Origin of the sequence: Bartonella sp. AA16NXGY, from assembly GCF_042197325.1 — a bacterium.
Lineage (GTDB): Bacteria > Pseudomonadota > Alphaproteobacteria > Rhizobiales > Rhizobiaceae > Bartonella.
On the sequence record NZ_JBHIRR010000010.1, the window covers coordinates 35,680 to 55,107 of the forward strand.

The window sequence follows — 19,428 nt, forward strand, 5'->3', positions numbered from 1 at the left end:
TGGGGGGTGGCTGTTGTGTGGGCGGCATGCTTTCATGACACGGGGTTGAGGGAAGCGCGCATATTACAGAGACGGTTTTCGAAAATCGTTTTATGCATGTTCAAGAACTCAATCGCTTGAGGGCGCAAATAAAGCTTGATGGGCGAGAGAGCAACGCATCTCATGGAACAGAGAATTTGCAAGGGGGGCCTCATCATGGCGACGGATTTGCGTGCTTGTTGTTTCTCTTGTGATTGCAGCCCTCTTACTCTTGTTACATTGGTAGCAAAGGGAGAAACAATCGTCAATCGTGTTTATCATCTTGATCGTGCATTTGAGAGATTAGAAGAAAAATTGGCTCGTTGTGGTGCAAAAATCCAACGCATCACAGTGTAAAGCTTTCAAAGATATGCTGAATGCTTTGCGCTGTGGTTGAGGGGGGGGCGATTGCTTGGGGGCGTTTTAACACAATGTTTGCTTGTTGGGAGGGGCTGGGCTTGGGGCGCTGGGCTTGGCTGGTGCATTTTTAATGGTTTACTCTCTTGCTTGTGGAATTTTGGAGCCGTACATTCTTGATGATTTTCTCAATAGTTCTTTCAAATCTCCATCTTTCAAGGGTATGGCTTTTGTGGCTGCTGTTTTCTTTTCGGAATGGTTTTTCTTTCGTGTAAAGTTTTGCTTCTCTCACTCTTGAGGAGGCTCGTGATTATTGTCTAAGTTTCGTTCATGGCGCTCATGACGCGGGGTGCATGACACGGGCTGAAGGAATCGCGCATATTACAGAGACGGTTTTCGAAGATCGTTTTATGCATGTTCAAGAACTCAATCGCTTGAGGGCGCAAATAAAGCTTGATGGGCGAGAGAGCAACGCATCTCATGGAACAGAGAATTTGCAAGGGGGGCCTCATCATGGCGACGGATTTGCGTGCTTGTTGTTTCTCTTGTGATTGCAGCCCTCTTACTCTTGTTACATTGGTAGCAAAGGGAGAAACAATCGTCAATCGTGTTTATCATCTTGATCGTGGATTTGAGAGATTAGAAGAAAAATCGGCTCGTTGTGGCGCAAAAATCCAACGTATCACAGTGTAAATCTGTAAGATGTCTCTCAAAAATGGCTTTGGGAGGGGGTGATATGTTGTTAGGTGTGCTTTTGGGAGGCTTGATCTCAAAAATAAAGGGTTATTAGTCCTCTCAATAAACGTGGGTTTTATTTCATGGTTTTGGAGTTTTTACGAGCGGGCATAAAAGTTTGAGAGGCGGGGGTGGAGCTCATAAAATAAAGACTGTTTTTAAATTTTATTGCTAATTTCCTGAAATTGCTTTATACCTTAAAGGGTAACTTTGGTCGTCTACGCAGCGATCAGTAGGGTCTGAAAGCCCTAAAGTTCAGTACATAAGATTAGCCTACTTTTGTAGGTATCCCGGGATTCCGGGAGTTTTTGCCATGTCCAGGTGCGATGAGCACTAAAAGCAAAAAAAGCTGACTGAACTCAGTACTTTCAGACTCCCGGAATACCAATGCGAGGGCGCTCGCAACCGGCAGGGGAGCTTGAAGTGAAAGCTAAAAATCCACACTTTAACGACATTTCGATAGGCAGAAAAATTCGCTTTAAAAGAACAATGCTGGGAATGCCGCAAAAGAAATTAGGTAGCCAGTTAGGTGTGACTTTTCAACAAATCCAAAAATATGAAAAAGGCTCTAATCGTATAGGAGCTGGGCGTTTACAAGAAATTGCCGATATTCTTAATGTTCCCATTTCTTTTTTCTATACGGATCTCTCGACAAAAGAAAATGCCTTGTATTGCTGTGATGAAGGGATCGCAAGTAAAGAAGAGCACATCCTTTTGAAAAGTTTTAGAGAGCTCAAACCTCAAAAACAGAAAGCAATTTTGTGTTTGATTGTCTCATGAGATAAAAACACTGTTTTAAATTTTATTGCTGGTCTCCAGAAATTATTTTATGAACAAGCACCAGGGTTCTCGTCGTACAGTGTGGTTGAATGGTGAAACCCAAAGCCTGAAAATCCAAGATGAAACATTGGCCTGCTTTATAAGTATCGCGAGATTCTGGGAGTTTTTGCTATGTCCAGGTGCGATGAGCACTAAAAGCAAAAAAGCTGACTCGGATTCAGTGTTTTTGACTCCCGGAATACCAATGCGAGGGCGCTCGCAACCGGCAGGGGAGCTTGAAGTGAAAGCTAAAAATCCACACTTTAACGACATTTCGATAGGCAGAAAAATTCGCTTTAAAAGAACAATGCTGGGAATGCCGCAAAAGAAATTAGGTAGCCAGTTAGGTGTGACTTTTCAACAAATCCAAAAATATGAAAAAGGCTCTAATCGTATAGGAGCTGGGCGTTTACAAGAAATTGCCGATATTCTTAATGTTCCCATTTCTTTTTTCTATACGGATCTCTCGACAAAAGAAAATGCCTTGTATTGCTGTGATGAAGGGATCGCAAGTAAAGAAGAGCACATCCTTTTGAAAAGTTTTAGAGAGCTCAAACCTAAAAAGCAATTTTAAGATTAAATTTTCGTTAGAATCAAAAAAAGATTAAAGAGGCTCTTGCTAAATAATAAATTATTATATAAAGCTTTTTCTAGAGAAGGGGGTTAACATTTCTCCTCCCCCCCCCCCCGCAGAAATGTCCAAATAAAACCTCCTTCTCATCGTTTTAAAAATCACGAAAAATTTTATCTTTTATCCTTTATTTTTTTTAAAAGAGTGACTTATTTGTGCTAGAAAAGTTGCTGTATTAGGTAAATTGGAGGGCGGGGTGTTTTTAGTAGGGATTTGGGAAGGGCTGGAAAAGTCGTCTTGCCAAATAGAGTTCTCAAAAGAAAATCTTGGAAAGAAACTATCAAAGGGGTGGCTTAAAAGAAGCTACCAAAAATCCGGAACTTCAGGCTTTAAATGAGGACCAATCCGTACCGCTGAGACCTTTTCTGCTAAACCGGTGCGATCTGAAATCTCAACCGCTAAACCACAAAGGGTGGCGGGACCACACGCCGGTTCAAAACGATCTTGCTTCGTCTTATAAAGAAAACGGTGTAAGGGTTCTTCTTTATCCATTCCAAGAGAGGAGTTATAATCTCCACACATGCCTGCATCTGTTAAATAGGCGCTCCCACCTTCTAAGATCTGCGCGTCAGCCGTGGGAATATGCGTATGGGTGCCAACGATAACACTCACACGACCATCAAGAAAATGGCCAAAACATTGCTTCTCGCTTGTCGTTTCTGCGTGAAAGTCAAAAATAATCGTATCGGCTTGCTCCATCAACGAACAGGCAAGCAGAATATTTTCCGCTGTTTCAAATGGATCTTCTACTTTACACGGCATAAAAACGTTGCCCAACAGATTGGCGACAAGAACACGGGCGCCATTTTTTGCCGTAAAAACACCAGAACCTTTTCCAGGAGTTTCTTTCGAAAAATTGGCAGGGCGTAAAAAACGATCACTCTCATGGGCATACTGCAATGCTTCTTTGTGAGAAAAAGCATGATTACCTGTGGTGACAACATCAACACCGGTTATCAAAAGATCTTGATACGTTTCTTGTGTGAGACCAAAACCACCAGAGGCATTTTCACCATTTACCACAACAAAATCAAGCTGCCATTTCTCAATCAGTTGAGGAAGGTATTCAAAAACAGCTTTACAGCCTGTGCTACCAACAATGTCACCTAAAAATAAAAAACGCATAGGCGCTTTAATCACATTTTAACATTTTAAGAAACCTTTTTCTGTAAAAATTCCTTGTACCTGTAGATCGTGTTCTGCTGCGGGAATAGAGGAAACCTCCTGACATGAAAATCCTATGCCCCATAATATCATTTGATGCCCTTGTTTTTCAAGAGCTGCAACAGCACGGTCATAGTATCCTCCTCCATAGCCAAGACGGTGACATTGACGATCAAATGCAGAAAGCGGAACAATAATATTATTGGGGGCAACAACGTCATTGTCTGCACCCGGACCAAAGGTGCCAAAACGCATGGGCTCTAAAATCGTGCTGGGCGAAAATGCACGGAAAATCATGGTGGTGGAATCAAGAACTGCTGGTAAGGCTAAATGCCCACCGCGTAACGCTACAGCATCCAGTAAAGGACGCGGGTCAATTTCCGATTTAATGGGCCAATAGCCTGCTAAAATGAGGCGTGAAAAATCGGTTCCCTTCTTTTCAAGGTATTCAATAAAGTGGCAACAAGCACGCTGCGAAAAGAGTGCGCGCTCTTCTGTTAAAAGAGCATCACGACGCGATAAACCGCTTTTGCGTTGCTGTGTGCGAAGAGATGAAGCAGATTCACAGAGGGGATTTTGTGTCATTGTCTCGTCAATTGTTTTATAAGATGCTGATATTTTATCCATTGTTGGCGTTTTGTAAATCTCTGTTAGGACAAGAGCTGTGCTCATGAAAAAAAGTGTGTGCTCTTTATAGGGGGTATCTTGGTGCGATAAACCGCTTTTGCGCTGCTTGCGTGCGAAGGGATGAAGCAGATTCACAGAGGGGATTTTGTGTCATTGTCTCGTCAATTGTTTTATAAGATGCTGATATTTTATCCATTGTTGGCGTTTTGTAAATCTCTGTTAGGACAAGAGCTGTGCTCATGAAAAAAAGTGTGTGCTCTTTATAGGGGGTATCTTGGTGCGATAAACCGCTTTTGCGCTGCTTGCGTGCGAAGGGGTGAAGCAGATTCACAGAGGGGATTATTTTGTCAGTGCTGTCTGTTTTATAAAATAAAGCCCCTCGTCATTTTTATTTCTTGAAAAGAGAGTATCGTCATTGGTCTTATGTAAAAGGACGCTCTCAATTTTAGCTGGAAAAATTTTTATGCAAAAAAGTTATACAAATAAAGGGTGATCCACAACAGCCGATGGAAAAAGCTGATCCCGGGAACCTATACAAATAGGTGGGCGCCATATGAAAAAGCCCACGGGCTTGATCAGGGACAGCTCCCTTGGAGATCATTAAGGTCTCAGGAATACGTTATTTCCTGTCGAGAAGCGCAGAACACCCTCCTTAATATAAAACAATTTCAGAGTTTCTGCTAGAGATAAAATAACCTCGCTCTCTTCTTTTTCATAAAGTATTTCAGGAGAGATTGATGATATTGTCGGTGGTTGCTCGAAATGGCTGTATGATGGATGGCTTATTCAAAGTAAAAAAGCAAAAATATGAGTGGGGGTGGGTGTTTGAGTGACGTAGAACGGTTTATTGGCAATGGCTTGATTGGCTCTTTTGGGACAGTGCTTGATTTTTATGTTTCGTGGTAATGCTTGGAGGAGTTTTGAAAGGAATATTTCTTATTCAAGGATGTTGGTTGAATTGGTGTTGCACCTTTGAAGTTTTTGCTTTGTGAAGCCATATTTCAGGGCTGTTTTATCAACTTTGAGGGGTGGAGGAGAGCCGATACGGTATGTGCTGTGCTATGGTTGAAGCTCAAAAATAAAAAACAGACGATGACAGTTTATCAGAGGCGCTAAGCGATGTTGTAAGCTTTTTTCAAAAAGTATTTTTTGAGGATCGTGTTTACAATTTTTTTTTATCCATGATGGAAGGTGTGAAAAGAAGAAACGGCGTGAAGAGGACTTAGGCGTGAAGCCCCCGTATGCTTGCTATGAGAAGAAATTCTGTAAGGGGCATATTGGCAGTGTTTGGAAGATGCCTGCAATACAAAAAAAGTCCAAATTCAAAAAAGGCACTGTGAATTGTGTGGGGGGTGATGGGGTGGTTATAAGCAGGGGCAGTTTATTGAGTGGAATGTGAAACAGGTTTTTGCCGTCTTATCTAGGTTTGAAAGGATGCCGTAAAGCGTCTTATTCTTGAATGGTTTCAAAGAGCTTGGGGTGATTGTTCGTCTAACAGAGCTTGCACGCGCTTTTGAAGCCTGCGCATTTGTGGAGTGTAATCCAAAGCTGTTTCATCAATCTTAAGAGCCAAGTTTTGAACGCTCTGTTGCTTCCATGGTAATGGCTAAGTTTCAAAAAAAGGCACTGTGAATTGTGTGGTGGTTATAAGCAGGGGCAGTTTATTGAGTGGAATGTGAAGCCGGCTTGCGTCTTATCTAGGTTTGAAAAGATGCCGTAAAGCGTCTTGTTCTTGAATGGTTTTAAAGAGCTTGGGGTGATTGTTCGTCTAACAGAGCTTGCACGCGCTTTTGAATCCTGCGCATTTGTGGATAGTAATCCAATGCTGTTTCATAAGCTTTAAGAGCAAGTTTTGGACGCTCCGTTGCTTCCATGACAACGCCAAGTTCAAAAAAAGCACTATAATTGCGCGGCTCAAGTTCAAGAGCATGGTTGAGATCAAGCAGGGCAAGTTTGAAATCGTTCAGTTGAATGTGAATCCAAGCGCGTCTTATCCAAGCTTCAGAATGAGTAGGTAAAAGTGCAAGAGCATTGTCAATATAATCAAGCGCAAGTCCATAATCGTCGCTGTTGAGTGCATTTTCGGCCCATGACATTAAAAGATCAATCGTCTCACTCCCCGATTGGGACCATAAATGTTGAAGTTGTTGACTGATCTTTTTCGCTTTAGCAACATCAGCACAATATTTCAATTCTTTGAGTAAACGTGAAATTTCTGCTTCTTTGCGTTGCTTAACTCTGTCAACATGGGAAAGCTGCTCTTTGTCAAGATCTTCAAGAATAACCGCCGAGGAATCAGAAACGGAGGGCGTTGAGGAAGGGGGAGGAGAATTGGGAATAAGATCATCTAACGGTAAAAGCGATTGTGGAGAAGGCCGCTCTTCAGGAAGAGAAGGAGGATTTTGCCCATAGCTCGAGGGAATAAAACAAAAAACGCCAACAAAAAAAAGAAAAAATGCGCGCTGAAAAATACAGAAAAAACGCAGCTGAAAAAATCGAAAGGCTTTTAAAAAAATAGAAGAATCCATAAAAACAAGCCCCCAAAAGATAAATCACCAAATATTATCAAATACTAGACTTGTAATCAACGCACTTATAACCAAAAAAACGCAATAAAATTTTTTTAAGCCTACAATCAAAGTAGGCATAAAAACATTGATCCTAAAGAAATTAGTCCTAAAAGAATTAGCCCTGACGTGCTCTAAAACGTGGGTTCGTTTTATTAAGAATATAAACACGACCCTTACGACGCACCAAACGATTGTTACGGTGGCGCTCTTTTAGTGCTTTAAGCGAATTTTTAATTTTCATCATATTCACCGTTTAAATAGTTTACGTAACACAATACTATAATACAATATTAAAACACGAAAATACAATATTACAACCCCAATAGACTGCTTACTCTATGAGCCTTGCATTGCGATATCGTACTTGCATGATAACATCACACGATACACTTTTTCACTGTGATCACAAAAAGAAAAGCGCACTCTTAAGGTACGCATTAACCACTTCATTAGCACAACGATAAGTGAAAATTGCAAAAAAGTAGGAGAGATTTAACAAGAAGTCTTATTCTTGTCAAGGGTATATCCCTTACAAATTCCTTAGGGTGTGTTAAGGGTTGGCCTTGAAGGTAAAAATTTTCTCGTAAAAAAAGGACACAAAAAAGCACAAAGAGTGGAAAAAAGTAAAAGCCTTTTCAGCTTTAAACAAATAAGCTCTGTTAGGGAGTGTTGAAAGATCAGGAGCGCTGTTGAGCCGTTGGATTGTTGAAGTGGTGTGGGTTTTTGTCGTTAAGGGCAAGGTGTGGCTTCTTAAAACGTAAGGGGCTTGTTTGTGGGGGCTCGTGAAGCCCTATCAGGTGCATGCGCCGGCTGAAATGCTTGAAGTGGGGGGAAGAGGGGACGCCGTTGGATTGTTGAAGTGGTGTGGTTTTTGTTGTTAAGGGCAAGGTGGCTTCTTAAAACGTAAGGGGCTTGTTTGTTGCGGGCTCGTGAAGGCCCTGTCAGGTGCGTGCGCCGGCTGAAATGCTTGAAGTGGGGAAGAGGGGGAGCCGTTGGAATTGTTTCTTGTATTGGCTATACGCACATAATATCATGCCGATAGTTTCAAACGTCCCCTTATGAAAAATCTCATACCCTCAATATGGGTCATCAATAACTGGTAATCACATTAAATACGTCTAGAAATATGAAAATAAGGATTATGGTATTTTAATACCACGTTTTTCACGACTTTTTTTATTTATTAATTTCTTTATTACATTTTTGAATTGCTAAGTTTAGTCCTGTAAGCGCTTTACGGTACAGTTTTCGATATTTAATGGTAGAATAAACAAGCCAAACGGATAATGTTATTATTGCACAACCGACAATGATCCCTAGAATGCGCCCTAATATTATAGCTTCAGTCATTTTCTCTCCTTATTGTATTTTGATTAGCAACCGCTTCGTCTAGTTGTTTCATTACTTTTTTCAGTTTCTTCTTTACTATGATCCGTAGCACCAAAGAGATTGGTATCGAACCGTACAGAATTAATGCGCATATCAGCCCGATTGCAGTTGCTACATTCATCTGAGGTTTATCCGCACTGCCTAATATTGAGAGGAAAATGTATAAACAGATGCTTATAAAAATTATGAATATAAACTCTCTCAGTGAAACAACACCAGCCTTTAATGTTTCCTTAACTTCTTTTTGGATATCGAGGACTAAGTCCCATTGAGAAGATGTATCATTTTGTTCTTTTGGTGATGCATTTGATAGGTTTGGTTTTGTCATGTTGATATTCGTTTGTTTCTTGAGGGTTTTGTCTTTTGATAAAGCGAATAACTCAGTTTCTCAGACTATGTTTATGAAATGAAAAAAGATTTCTGTAGTTGTTAAAATGATAATACGAATGACTTGCTACGTCTGTAGCGCATCTTCCCTTTATTATTATGAGGCATGTACAATTTTTCGTGCCGCTGTATAAAAGATTCGTTTTGTGAGTACAATTATATTTTATGACTAAACTATAGGCGAAGAGGCATTTAATATTGAAGTGTTTAGCCGGTTGAATTTACTTAAGAAAAGCTTGATTGTTGATAGATCGGCACAGGAATCTTCGTCCTTGAGCGCGGTTAGGCGCGCAAATTTGAATAATGTAACTTTATAGGGGAAAGAACGAAGGCGATAGACATAACGGAGGTCACAAATATTACAAATGTTAAAGTGAGTGATATTTTAAGCGGTTGGTGTTTTAGCGTGTAAGCTAAATTTACGGTTTTCTTTCAGTGTGGAGTGTATGTACATCTGCTCTTTTAAGCCTTATCGCGAAATGAAATAAGGAGAGACGCTTCAAGCCCTAGAAAATACGACACAGGTAATATCGCCTTATGAGGGGAGAGAGGATATTGCTATGATGGATAAGCTTAGTACTGTAATTATATCTTTGACATGAAACTCAAGGGGTGGTGCGGAGCGGCGCTTGGCACTTTTGTGAAAGAATGAACACAAGAAGGGAGACTAGAGGCAATGAGAACGCATTGTTAGAATGCTCTCTATAGGCCGCAAGAGGTAAGTTTATCCTCTAAAGGTTGGAATTAAAAGGCTTAAAGATTGGCATTAAAAGAAAAATGAAGGGGCTGCGTATGTTATGGGGGAATATTTATGCTGTGGGAGGTGGAGAGGTAGTGAAGTTGGGGGCTGGTGGATTGTTTTTAGCCGTGGGGGGATATTTTTGAGAAAAGGAAGGGGAGAAGAGCTAGGGGGTGGAGTTGAAGGGTTGGGAGCGCTTGTTGTACTGCTTGGATATTGGTGTGGAGTGAAGCTTTGTTTTTGAGGGCGGATGAGATGTTCGTGTAGGATGAAGCGGTTTGGAGGGGGAAGAGGTGATGTTTTTAAGAGAGAAGGAGCTTGTAGGAGGGCTTCACGCCCTTTCAGGGGAGAATTAAAAGGTTAGGGGCGCTTTTGAAGCCGATGGATATCGGTGTGGGGGGAGAGGTTGTTTTTTCAGTTCATTTGGGGGAAAAGTGTGAAAAAGTATTTGTATATATGTGGGCTTAAGATTTGTTGGCTGGTCCCAGTAATTGGATGATATGCCCCATTTTGCGGTTGGGGTGAACAGTGCTTTTGCCATATAAATGGATCGAGGTGCGCTCTTGCTTCAGAAAATATTTTAACGTGCTAAAATTGTTACCAAGAAGATTGGTCATTTGGCAATCGCTATGGCGATAGGGACTGCCTAAGGGAAGTCCGCAAATAGCACGGATATGCTGTTCAAATTGTGAAGTTATGCATGCCTTTTGTGTCCAATGACCAGAATTATGGACACGCGGTGCTAATTCATTCACTAAAAGATGACCATTCGTTAAGACAAAAAGTTCAATACAAAGAACACCAACATAATCGAGGGCATCCATGACTGTTACACTGATTTCTTGAGCTGCTTTTTGCACGTCAAGTGGAATATGTGATGGAACAAAGGACTTATGAAGAATACCATTTTTGTGTTGATTTTCAGGGCAGTCATAAAAAATATGTTCTCCTTGTTTTGTACGTGCCGAAAGAACCGAAATTTCCGATAAAAAAGGGACTATTTCTTCTAAAATACAAGGCTGTTCCTGAAAAGTCCTTAAGGCTTCGTCAAGGGTTTGTTCATCTGGGTGATCAAGCTTGATCTGGTTTTTTCCGTCATAACCAAAACGACGCGTCTTTAAAAGACCACGTCCGCCTAAGGTATCAAGAGCGGAAAGAAGAGAAGAAGAATTGTCAACAGCGTGCCATAACGCGGTGCCAATCCCTTGATCACGCAAAAATTGCTTCTCAAAAAGTCGATCTTGCGTGATCTCTAATGCTTTGGAAGAAGGATAAACAGGCTTACTCTTTTCTACATATTGAACCGTTTGAAGCGAAAGATTTTCAAATTCATAGCTGACAACATCACACTGAGAAATAAAATGATCTAAAGCTGATATATCGTCATAGGAGGAAACAATATGGTTGTTTGCTGTTTGAGCGGCTGGGCAATCGGCTTCAGGGCAAAAAATAACGGTTCGAAATCCTAATTCTGCGGCCGCTATGGCGAGCATCCGCGCTAATTGTCCCCCCCCGATTAAACCAATGACGCTGCCTGGAGGTAACATGGTGAAGGGAGTGGTGTTGGACGAGGTGGTGTTGGCTAAGGTGGTGTTGGAGGGAGTGGTGTTGGACGAGGTGGTGTTGGCTGAGGAGGTGTTGGAGGGAGTGGTGTTGGACGAGGTGGTGTTGGCTGAGGAGGTGTTGAAAAACGGTGCCATTTTAAACCTCCGTTACAGGCGTTTGGGCGACATTGGCTGTTTGTTGTTGACGCCAATCTTCTAATCGTTGGGCGAGATCATGGTCATAAACGGCCATAACGGCTGCGGCTAAAAGGGCTGCATTAATTGCGCCTGCTTTGCCAATTGCTAATGTGCCGACGGGTATCCCTGCTGGCATTTGTACGATTGAAAGCAAAGAATCTTGACCAGAAAGAGAGTGAGAATGCACTGGAACGCCAAAAACAGGAAGAGGAGTAAGGGCTGCTAACATACCTGGAAGATGCGCTGCCCCCCCCGCACCGGCAATTAAAACTTTAAACCCTGCTTCTTTTGCTTCTTTGGCAAATTGATAAAGGCGTTCAGGAGTTCGGTGTGCTGAGACAATATGCGAACTATGAGAAATACCAAGATTCGTCAAAATATCTGCACTATGGCACATCGTTTGCCAATCCGATTGGCTCCCCATTAAAATCGCCACATCACATGATTTTTTCATCATTCTCTATCCTTTTCAAAGGTTCAATGCGATTCTTTATCATTATTTTTTTAAAGTTTTATATTCTTTTTGCAAAGCCAATTGATGACAGAGAAACAGTTATTTTTCAAATAAGGCGGAAAGCTAAAAATTTAAAGGGGATCTCGAGAGATGAAAAACTAAAGTATTGAAGGCATGAAGCACTTCTTGTGAGGGGGGAGGGCAATGTCACGGGGTGGCGTGGGACCCATGAGGCTGTTGAGCTTGCGGTATTGTCTTTTATTTAAGATAAGAGGGAAAAATGTATTGGGGAAAAGCCATTGATTATAAGTTTTTTTTAAAAAAATGTCTTATTTTTTATTTGCTAAAATAAACAAGATCACCATATGATATAAAATCTGTTGCAATTTGAAACATTGCTTATGAGAAAAAGAGATTTTTATGTCAAAAATGTGTTGCAAAATGAGGATATTCTTTTGAGAAAAAAAGAGATGTATATCTCTCGATTTCAAAGCCTATTTATTTTGTTGTTCAAGTGATTCTTTTGTGAGTGGGGGATATAATCTTTATAGGGGATATAATCTTTATAATTGTCGATATATCTTTAACAATGGCTGATATAAGGGGAAGCGAATAATCAACGCTTTTGTGCTTTTAACGCTTTTGTTGAGATGTGCTTCTGAGCGATTATATCGTTTTTTCACTTAAATATAATGGCAATATCAATCGCGAGTGACGAATTGTGAATAATAAATCCATGGTCTCTTTTTTGCCTAATTTTGTAATATGGTGAACGCTGAAATAAATAAGAGTTAAACAACGGATGTAAAGGAGATTTAAAAGCTATGTTTCTTCCATTTTTAATCGCTTTAGGTACTGCAGTAACGACTATGTGTGGCAAAAAAAATATAAGTTATGCTTTGTGGGCAATTTTATTCGTTGTCATTCTTCTCACTTTCAATCATCACGCAACTTCTACTTTAAATTTATCTTTTTGAGAGAATAGCCATGGAACATGTTGAACAAAAAAATCCTCACTTCGTCATCTTTATGAATACGCTAGGACTCTTTGGGTTATCTATTGTCTTGGTGGTGGCTTTTTATTATCAATTGGTAAAGTTTGAGTTACCTTGTCCCCTTTGTTTGCTGCAGCGCGTTGGATTGATGCTGGCAGGTTGTGGGTTCTTACTCAATATTCACCATAAGGTGAAAAATACCCATTATGGTATGGTTATTCTTGGTTGTATGGTAACCAGTGCTGTGGCAGCACGGCAAGTGTTTTTGCATATCACACCCGATGATTTAGGATATGGTTCAACGTTCTTTGGATTGCATTTTTATACTTGGGCTTTCATTATTTCTGTCCTTTGTATCTTTGCTGTCTCATTTGTCATGATTTTAGGCGAATTGGCACACAAGTTCAAAGAATTTTCTCCTTTTCCAGTCTTGAGTAAAGCGGCAAGTTTTTTATTTGTGTTTTTGATTGCGGCAAATTTGATTTCTACCATACTGGAATGTGGTGGTGGACAATGTGCCGATGATCCTGTAAGGTATGAATTGTTATCAAATTGGTTCCCTTCACAGTCTTGAAATTTTTTAATAATCCCTCATCATAATTTTTATTGTTAAAGAGGCGGAAATATTTAAGAATCCGCTTCTTTTTTATTTATTGGGAAGACATTTCAGCAAGATTGTTCGATAATCTGATCTTTTATACTAACGCTGGCTTTTATGAGCGCTGGCGATTGATATTTTTTTTAGCGAAGACTTGTACTGTGAACCTTTTATGCTGTCTTTTGAGAGAGATGAAGGGATTGATTGGCTTGGAGGCGTTTGTAGAGAAGCCCCGAACTTTTGAGCCGCGTGGGTTAAAAAGCCTCGTTTTTTTAAAGGTGCATTAACGATAAAAATTTTTTGTTCTTGATTTTTCTTAACATTGTGTTAAATAAGTTTTTGTATTCATTTTGGTGCTTCTAAAGCGTTTTTATTGCTTCTAGAGGGATTAATTTAAAATTTTGAAAGTTATGTGAATAATTTTCTGTAGAGGTTTGTTTATTAGAGGCAAACCTTTTTTTTTATCTAAGTTTTAGATGTTTTCTTTCAGTGTGAAGCCTTTTTTTAGAAAAAGGTAAGCGTCTTGATGATGACTCTCTTCTTTATTAATATATTGATTTATAATAATAAATAACCATTTTTTTACCGTGAAGCGCGTTGCTGAATATAATAAAATTTCTCATCACCAGTTCTCTCATATTAAATCAATTAAAATTACTTGGCTTATACATCATAAGTGAGTGGGCCATGTGGGTCAAAACTGTACAAGAAAGGCATGCCTTTAATGAAGTGTCTCTTGAACCGAAGGCTGTCTGCAACATTGGGAGCTGGCAGAGTTTTTGTGATGATGCCGGCTTGTTCTTCTATAAGCGTAAACTTGTTTTTCCATAAGCGTAAAGATAGGGGGGGGCTGAATGGATTTTATATCCTTCATGGGAGCTTACCATTCCTTTACGGGTAGCGTTTTGCAAAATGGGTGTGATGGAGCGTTGAGAGATCTTTCTTTAAAACAAGCGTGTGAATATGCAACGCAGGTCTATTCCTTTTGGTGCGTTTTGTATTACGAAAAAAATTGATTTATAAGAAGGAGTTATCGTTGTGGATGTTGAACGAGAAAAACGAAAAGCTTCTCTCATTTCAAACTTTCTTATAGTCAATTAATTAAATGTGCTCTTCTACGTTACAAAAAAGCACTGGGTGTAAATAAAAATTCTTTTAAAAGTCGTAAAATGCTTCTTATGCACTCTTTTGATCGCTAGAATTTGTCGAAAAATTTTATGCTGCTCAATACGATAATAGGGCGGTTTATATCTATGATTTAAGTGAAAATAGGGGGAGTTAGATGAAAAGGGAGGTGAGATTTTAATGACAGTTGTTGAAAACGTTATTGTGTAATGCATTTTTTACAGATTTTCTGCTTTCTGTAAATATGTAAAAGCGTAAAAACGGAAATGTGCAAAAAAGGAAGCTGGGACTTTATGCGTGGTGTATGATTTTATCATGGCATGGAATGTGGAGAGAAGATTGGGGTGTGGGGATGAAGAGTTTTATGAAGGGGGGGAAGCTTGGATGAAGAGGCGGGTGTGTTGACGAGAGAGGAGAGAGGGTGTGGGGAAAGTTGTTTTTGAAGTGGGATTGACCGGTGCTTTGCGTGATCTTACTTTAGGGTGGTGAAGGGGCAAGAATATTTTAAAATAGGACGTATCTGTCGCGTTTGATGCAACATTATCCTTTGTGGTGTCGTGATCTGAAATCAGCAGGGGAATTGGCTAGAGTAAGAAGCTGTATTGTTGACAAACCTATGTTTACAAAGTGGTGCGAGGGGAATTTGAAAGTTTCGTTTGGCTGCTTTCTGTAAATGTGGAGAAGCATCAAAACGTTGATCCGTAAAATAAAAACGTATATCCGTAAAATGATGCGGAGGATTTATGCTTTGTGTGCGCTTTTGCTTAATCAGAAATCAACCATAAGATTGCTTTTTGTTTTTTCGGCTGGAGCTCTCTAAAATTTTTCAAAAGGGTGTGTTCTTTTTCGCTGTATGTTTCTTGATCATAGTGTGCGGCATGTGTTGAAAGATTTTCTTTTGTGGCAATATCTGCATAAAAAAAGCTTATGGGAACATCCAGTTTTTGGGCGATTTTGAGTAAACACCCTGCGCTTACACGATTGAAGCCTTTTTCATATTTTTGGATTTGTTGGAAACTGACACCTAAATAGCTTCCTAATTCTTTTTGGGAAAGTCCCATGGAAATGCGTCTATGACGAATTCTTTTGCCTATCAGAATATCGATAAAATTTGGATTTTTGGTTTGCACTTCAAGCCCCCCTCCGGTTGCGAGCGCCCTCGCATTGGTATTCCGGGAGTCAAAAATACTGAACCTAAATCAGCTTTTTGCTTTTAGTGCTCATCGCACCTGGACATAGCAAAAACTCCCGGAATTCCGGGATACCCACAAAAGTGGGATAAATTCATGTTTTAGGTTTCGGGTTTTTGATCCCCTATTGATCGTTGCGTAGACGACCAAAATTACAGTATTCATTTATAAGGCAATTTCAGAAAATTGGCAAGAGAAATCAAAATAATCTCAAAGTCTATAAGATTGGGTACTTTTTAAAAAAGTGCGAAATATGGATTATAAATCGCGTCTTTTGCTTAATCAGAAATGTCGATAAAATTTGGATTTTTAGTTTGCACTTCAAGCCCCCCTCCGGTTGCGAGCGCCCTCGCATTGGTATTCCGGGAGGTTGGATTCACTGAACTTAAACAGTCTCTTGTTTTTAGTGCTTAAAGCACTTGGACATAACAAAAGCCCCCGGAATTTCCGGGATAGCCGCAATGCGGGATAAATTTATGTATTAAGCTTTCGGGCTTTTAGCTCCCTATTTGATCGTTGCGTGGACGATCAAAAACACGTGCTTATCAATAAAGTAATTTCAGGAGATTGGCAAGAAAAATCAATATCCCATAAAATGGCGTGATTTGGAGGGGTATGGAGTGCTGGTTTGAATTTGACTTAAGGGGGTATATGAATGGAATAATATTAATTGTTACTCTTTTGCTTAATCAGAAATCAGCCACAAGATTGCTTTTTGTTTTTTCGGCTGGAGCTCTCTAAAATTTTTCAAAAGAGTGTGTTCTTTTTCGCTGTATGTTTCTTGATTGTGGTGTAAGAGAGTGTCTTTTGTGGGAAGATTTTCTTTTGTGGCAATGTCTGCATAAAAAAAGTTTACGGGAACTTCTAGTTTTTGAGCGATTTTGAGTAAACATCCTACGCTTACACGATTTAAGCCTTTTTCATACTTTTGGATTTGTTGGAAACTGACACCTAAATGGCTTCCTAATTCTTTTTGGGAAAGCCCTATTGAAATGCGTCTGTGGCGGATTCTTTTGCCTATCAAAATGTCGATAAAATGTGGATTTTTAGTTGGCACTTCAAGCCCCCCTCCGGTTGCGAGCGCCCTCGCATTGGTATTCCGAGAGTCAAAAATACTGAACCTAAATCAGCTTTTTGCTTTTAGTGCTCATCGCACCTGGACATAGCAAAAACTCCCGGAATTTCCGGGATAGCCATAAAAGTAGGCTCAATTGTACGCTAGGGTTTAGGGCTTGTCTTTCCTCTTGATCGTTGCGTAGACGACCAAAATATCTCTTTAAGTGATAAAGTAATTTCAGAAGATTGGCAAATGAAAATAGTTTTTATTTATAAACTTTATTTTTTAATGAGAGGCTTTCCGCCTCTCAAACTCTCCGGAACGCTCACCAAAATCATGAGATCAGACCGTTCTATCAAACTTATGTAAATGTGATCATTTCTGATTAAATATACTGTTGATTTCCTGCTTCTTTGAGGCTGGTTTCACCAAAGTTACAGGACATTGGCCAGAGCCTTCCTCTCCACAGGCTGATACGGTGGAACTCACCGCCAAGTTTTTTAAATTAATCGCGGCATTAATGTCTCGATCATGGTGTGTACCACAATGAGAACATCTCCACTCACGTATGCTAAGAGGTAATTGTTCAATCTTACATCCGCAATGATGGCAGATCTTACTGCTCGCATACCAACGATCTGCAATAACAATCTGTCGACCATAGCGTGCCGCCTTATATTCCAATTGACGGCGAAACTCGAAAAAACTTTGATCTGCAAGGGCACGCGATAAATGCTGATTTTTCAGCAAGCCTTTTACATGAAGATCTTCGAGACAAAATGTACCAAAACGCTGAATTAAATCTGTTGTAATCTTATGCAAATGATCTGTTCTGATATTGCTTATTCGTGCATGAAGCTTAGCGAGTTTTTGTTTCTCCTTATAACGATTGCTCGAGCCTTTTTGCTTACGGCTTAGCCTTCGTGATAAGCGCCGTAAACGATTTAGCAAAGCCTTATAAGGTTTAACGCCTCCTATGGTTTCTCCTGTCGAAAGCGTTGCAAGTGCATTGATGCCCAAATCAAGACCAACAATAGCTTGGTTCTCGCTCAGTGACTCTTGATTATCTGTTTCAACGCTAAGACTTACAAACCACCGATCCGCTTTACGGCTAATGGTTACTGACAAGATCTTTCCTTGAAATCGCAATTGTTCTCGCAGACGAACCCAACCAAGTTTGGGAATTGTTATCTTGGAACCTTGCAACTGTACTTGATCATTGGTTAAAGTAAAACGATCGTGCACTCCTTTCTTTCTCAAAGTGGGATATCGGCTTCTTCCTGAAAAGAAATTCTTAAAAGCCATACCCAATTGAATAATTGCCATTTGTGGAGCATTTTTAGTGACTTCCATTATCCATGGAAATTGTTCTCGTTTTAGAGAATTGAATTGTCTACGTAGCGCATAGTCATTAGGCTTTGTAAATTATTATCTTTCTCCATGCTTCATATTGCTGCTGCCATTCCTTCAGTGCCCAATTATAAGCAAAGCGCGCGCAACCACTGGCTCGAGCCATGTAGCTTCGTTGTTTATTGTTTAAGTCTAGAGCTATTTTGTGAGCAAGAATCATTGCGATGCTTCTACAGCTTGACGAACATTCTCTAATAACTTTTGATTTTTTCTCGAACGACTTCCATAAAGACGAGCACTGAAGACAGTAATAATTTCTAAAACATCTTTGGCTAAATCTTCTTCAAAACTGCTTTCTTCTCCTTGATTGAGAATGACAACCTCAACTTGTTTGGCTTCACAAATGGCGAAGACCAATTCCGCACCAAAGCGCAATAAACGATCTTTATGCGTAATCACCAAACGACCTATTTCATTTTCAATGAGAGCATCCAATAAACGTTTAAGACCCTTTTTACGATAATTCATCCCTGACCCTAAATCAGAGATGAGTTCATAAGTCCAACCTTGGCTTGCGCAATAAAGCTCAAGAACCTGTTTTTGTCGCTCTAAATCGTCTTTTTGATCATGGCTCGATACACGCGCATAAGCAATGGCTTTTCTTTGTGACAGTTCTCTCGAATGAAAAAGCTCAGGTCTAAGCTTGGATAGGTCATAACGACGGTGTCCTCCTGCCGTATGCTCAGAAATAATTTTGCCTTCACCTTCCCAACGGCGCAAAGTGCTAATCGAAACACCCAAAACTTGAGCGGCCTTACCTATCCCAATAAATCTATCCATAATGTATATTATTACAAAGATATAAATAGATTACAAGTAAGCTGTTAAAGCCCGCTTTTAATGAGGGGACTAACAATCCTAGGTTCTTAAGGTCAAGGAGACCATTACATGGCGCCTAACGGCGTCCTTGACCCCCAGAACTTAACGGCTTGTTTTGTCCCTCTCACGCGGCTCCGAAATCATGATTAGAAGGGGAGCTTATAGGGGGAGTGATATCAGGCATATCAATTTATCAAGGTGTTTTTAGAGTGTATGATGAGTATTTTAGGCTGGATTTTTTTGTCGCGTTTGATGAAATAATCTCGTTTGAGGGGTGATCTGAAGTGCTTGGGGGAGATTGGCTAGGCAAGAAGCTGGGGTAATACTATTGTTTATAGAGTGGTGCGGTGTGGAAGTTTCATTTGGCTATATTCTGTAAATATGTAAAAGCGTAAAAACGGAAATATGTAAAAAAGGAAGCTGGGACTTTATGTGGGGTGTATGCTTTTGGCATGGCATGGAATGTGGAGAGATAAATGGGGAAAGAGTTTCTGTGAATGGAGTGGTAAGCTGGGATGAAGCGGAGGGAGATTGAAGGGAGAAGAGAGTGTGGGGGCGGAATAGGAATGAACAGACTAGAGGGGGGTAAGAGGCGGTGGTGC

The 19,428-nt window shown here is 40.2% G+C and carries 20 protein-coding genes, 1 other RNA gene and 2 pseudogenes; 8 read left to right on the forward strand and 15 right to left on the reverse strand.

The genetic code is table 11. The annotated features are described in order from the left end of the window. Positions 1 to 47: 47 nt before the first annotated feature. From ACFINK_RS09480 to ACFINK_RS06765, 4 genes and pseudogenes are all read left to right on the forward strand, one after another. Positions 48 to 375, forward strand: a pseudogene (locus tag ACFINK_RS09480) (carboxyvinyltransferase); the annotation flags it as partial. 353 nt (positions 376 to 728) lie between these two features. Beyond that, positions 729 to 1,068 (forward strand): annotated as a pseudogene (locus tag ACFINK_RS06755) (carboxyvinyltransferase); the annotation flags it as partial. A 465-nt stretch (positions 1,069 to 1,533) separates the two neighbouring features. Further along, entirely contained in the window at positions 1,534 to 1,890 is a 357-nt protein-coding gene (locus ACFINK_RS06760; RefSeq protein WP_375638478.1) for a helix-turn-helix domain-containing protein, read from the forward strand. Positions 1,891 to 2,134: 244 nt separating this feature from the next. Further along, on the forward strand, positions 2,135 to 2,503 hold the full coding sequence (locus ACFINK_RS06765; RefSeq protein WP_375638492.1) for a helix-turn-helix domain-containing protein: 369 nt from the start codon (positions 2,135 to 2,137) through the stop codon (positions 2,501 to 2,503). A 360-nt stretch (positions 2,504 to 2,863) separates the two neighbouring features. On the opposite strand, the gene ACFINK_RS06770 is transcribed toward ACFINK_RS06765, so the two are convergent. The 10 genes from ACFINK_RS06770 to purE all read right to left on the reverse strand — a co-directional run bounded on the left by ACFINK_RS06770 (position 2,864) and on the right by purE (position 11,635). Further along, positions 2,864 to 3,685, reverse strand: a complete 822-nt coding sequence (locus ACFINK_RS06770) for a TIGR00282 family metallophosphoesterase (RefSeq protein WP_375607046.1) — start codon at positions 3,683 to 3,685, stop codon at positions 2,864 to 2,866. A gap of 18 nt (positions 3,686 to 3,703) precedes the next feature. Further along, the gene (locus ACFINK_RS06775) at positions 3,704 to 4,309 is read right to left on the reverse strand and encodes a 5-formyltetrahydrofolate cyclo-ligase (RefSeq protein WP_375638493.1); all 606 of its coding nucleotides are present in this window, start codon (positions 4,307 to 4,309) and stop codon (positions 3,704 to 3,706) included. 106 nt (positions 4,310 to 4,415) lie between these two features. Beyond that, on the reverse strand, positions 4,416 to 4,592 hold the full coding sequence (locus ACFINK_RS06780; RefSeq protein WP_375638479.1) for a hypothetical protein: 177 nt from the start codon (positions 4,590 to 4,592) through the stop codon (positions 4,416 to 4,418). Between the two features lie 246 nt (positions 4,593 to 4,838). Continuing rightward, positions 4,839 to 4,999: non-coding RNA, 6S RNA (gene ssrS, locus ACFINK_RS06785), on the reverse strand. Positions 5,000 to 6,093: 1,094 nt separating this feature from the next. Continuing rightward, the gene (locus ACFINK_RS06790; protein WP_375638480.1) at positions 6,094 to 6,879 is read right to left on the reverse strand and encodes a tetratricopeptide repeat protein; all 786 of its coding nucleotides are present in this window, start codon (positions 6,877 to 6,879) and stop codon (positions 6,094 to 6,096) included. A gap of 157 nt (positions 6,880 to 7,036) precedes the next feature. Next, positions 7,037 to 7,162, reverse strand: coding sequence for a type B 50S ribosomal protein L36 (gene ykgO / locus ACFINK_RS06795; protein WP_004863016.1), 126 nt, complete (start codon positions 7,160 to 7,162; stop codon positions 7,037 to 7,039). Positions 7,163 to 8,097: 935 nt separating this feature from the next. Next, positions 8,098 to 8,271: a hypothetical protein gene (locus tag ACFINK_RS06800; protein ID WP_375611660.1), complete on the reverse strand. Its 174-nt coding sequence runs from the start codon at positions 8,269 to 8,271 to the stop codon at positions 8,098 to 8,100. Continuing rightward, a complete protein-coding gene (locus ACFINK_RS06805; RefSeq protein ID WP_375638481.1) occupies positions 8,264 to 8,638 on the reverse strand; it encodes a hypothetical protein in 375 nt (124 codons plus the stop codon). The genes ACFINK_RS06800 and ACFINK_RS06805 overlap by 8 nt, the downstream gene beginning before the upstream one ends. A 1,262-nt stretch (positions 8,639 to 9,900) precedes the next feature. After that, positions 9,901 to 11,136, reverse strand: coding sequence for a 5-(carboxyamino)imidazole ribonucleotide synthase (locus tag ACFINK_RS06810; protein ID WP_375638482.1), 1,236 nt, complete (start codon positions 11,134 to 11,136; stop codon positions 9,901 to 9,903). A 1-nt stretch (position 11,137) separates the two neighbouring features. Next, positions 11,138 to 11,635 (reverse strand): 5-(carboxyamino)imidazole ribonucleotide mutase, encoded by a 498-nt coding sequence (gene purE / locus ACFINK_RS06815; protein ID WP_375610656.1) that lies wholly within the window; start codon positions 11,633 to 11,635, stop codon positions 11,138 to 11,140. A gap of 821 nt (positions 11,636 to 12,456) precedes the next feature. Here purE and ACFINK_RS06820 point away from each other — a divergent pair. The 4 genes from ACFINK_RS06820 to ACFINK_RS06835 all read left to right on the forward strand — a co-directional run bounded on the left by ACFINK_RS06820 (position 12,457) and on the right by ACFINK_RS06835 (position 14,241). Then, positions 12,457 to 12,609, forward strand: coding sequence for a DUF5993 family protein (locus ACFINK_RS06820; RefSeq protein WP_273790835.1), 153 nt, complete (start codon positions 12,457 to 12,459; stop codon positions 12,607 to 12,609). A gap of 10 nt (positions 12,610 to 12,619) precedes the next feature. Then, positions 12,620 to 13,201 (forward strand): disulfide bond formation protein B, encoded by a 582-nt coding sequence (locus ACFINK_RS06825; protein ID WP_375613594.1) that lies wholly within the window; start codon positions 12,620 to 12,622, stop codon positions 13,199 to 13,201. A gap of 711 nt (positions 13,202 to 13,912) precedes the next feature. After that, positions 13,913 to 14,056, forward strand: a complete 144-nt coding sequence (locus ACFINK_RS06830; protein ID WP_375638483.1) for a hypothetical protein — start codon at positions 13,913 to 13,915, stop codon at positions 14,054 to 14,056. 23 nt (positions 14,057 to 14,079) lie between these two features. Continuing rightward, entirely contained in the window at positions 14,080 to 14,241 is a 162-nt protein-coding gene (locus tag ACFINK_RS06835) for a hypothetical protein (protein WP_375638484.1), read from the forward strand. Between the two features lie 873 nt (positions 14,242 to 15,114). Here the strand turns inward: ACFINK_RS06835 and ACFINK_RS06840 are convergent. From ACFINK_RS06840 to ACFINK_RS06860, 5 genes are all read right to left on the reverse strand, one after another. Next, entirely contained in the window at positions 15,115 to 15,480 is a 366-nt protein-coding gene (locus ACFINK_RS06840; RefSeq protein WP_375638485.1) for a helix-turn-helix domain-containing protein, read from the reverse strand. A 745-nt stretch (positions 15,481 to 16,225) separates the two neighbouring features. Next, positions 16,226 to 16,597, reverse strand: coding sequence for a helix-turn-helix domain-containing protein (locus ACFINK_RS06845; RefSeq protein WP_375638486.1), 372 nt, complete (start codon positions 16,595 to 16,597; stop codon positions 16,226 to 16,228). Positions 16,598 to 16,972: 375 nt separating this feature from the next. Beyond that, positions 16,973 to 17,950, reverse strand: a complete 978-nt coding sequence (locus ACFINK_RS06850; protein WP_375638487.1) for an RNA-guided endonuclease InsQ/TnpB family protein — start codon at positions 17,948 to 17,950, stop codon at positions 16,973 to 16,975. Positions 17,951 to 18,008: 58 nt separating this feature from the next. After that, the gene (locus ACFINK_RS06855) at positions 18,009 to 18,167 is read right to left on the reverse strand and encodes a helix-turn-helix domain-containing protein (protein ID WP_375638488.1); all 159 of its coding nucleotides are present in this window, start codon (positions 18,165 to 18,167) and stop codon (positions 18,009 to 18,011) included. Then, entirely contained in the window at positions 18,164 to 18,787 is a 624-nt protein-coding gene (locus ACFINK_RS06860) for an IS607 family transposase (RefSeq protein ID WP_375638489.1), read from the reverse strand. The genes ACFINK_RS06855 and ACFINK_RS06860 overlap by 4 nt, the downstream gene beginning before the upstream one ends. Between the last annotated feature and the right edge of the window lie 641 nt (positions 18,788 to 19,428).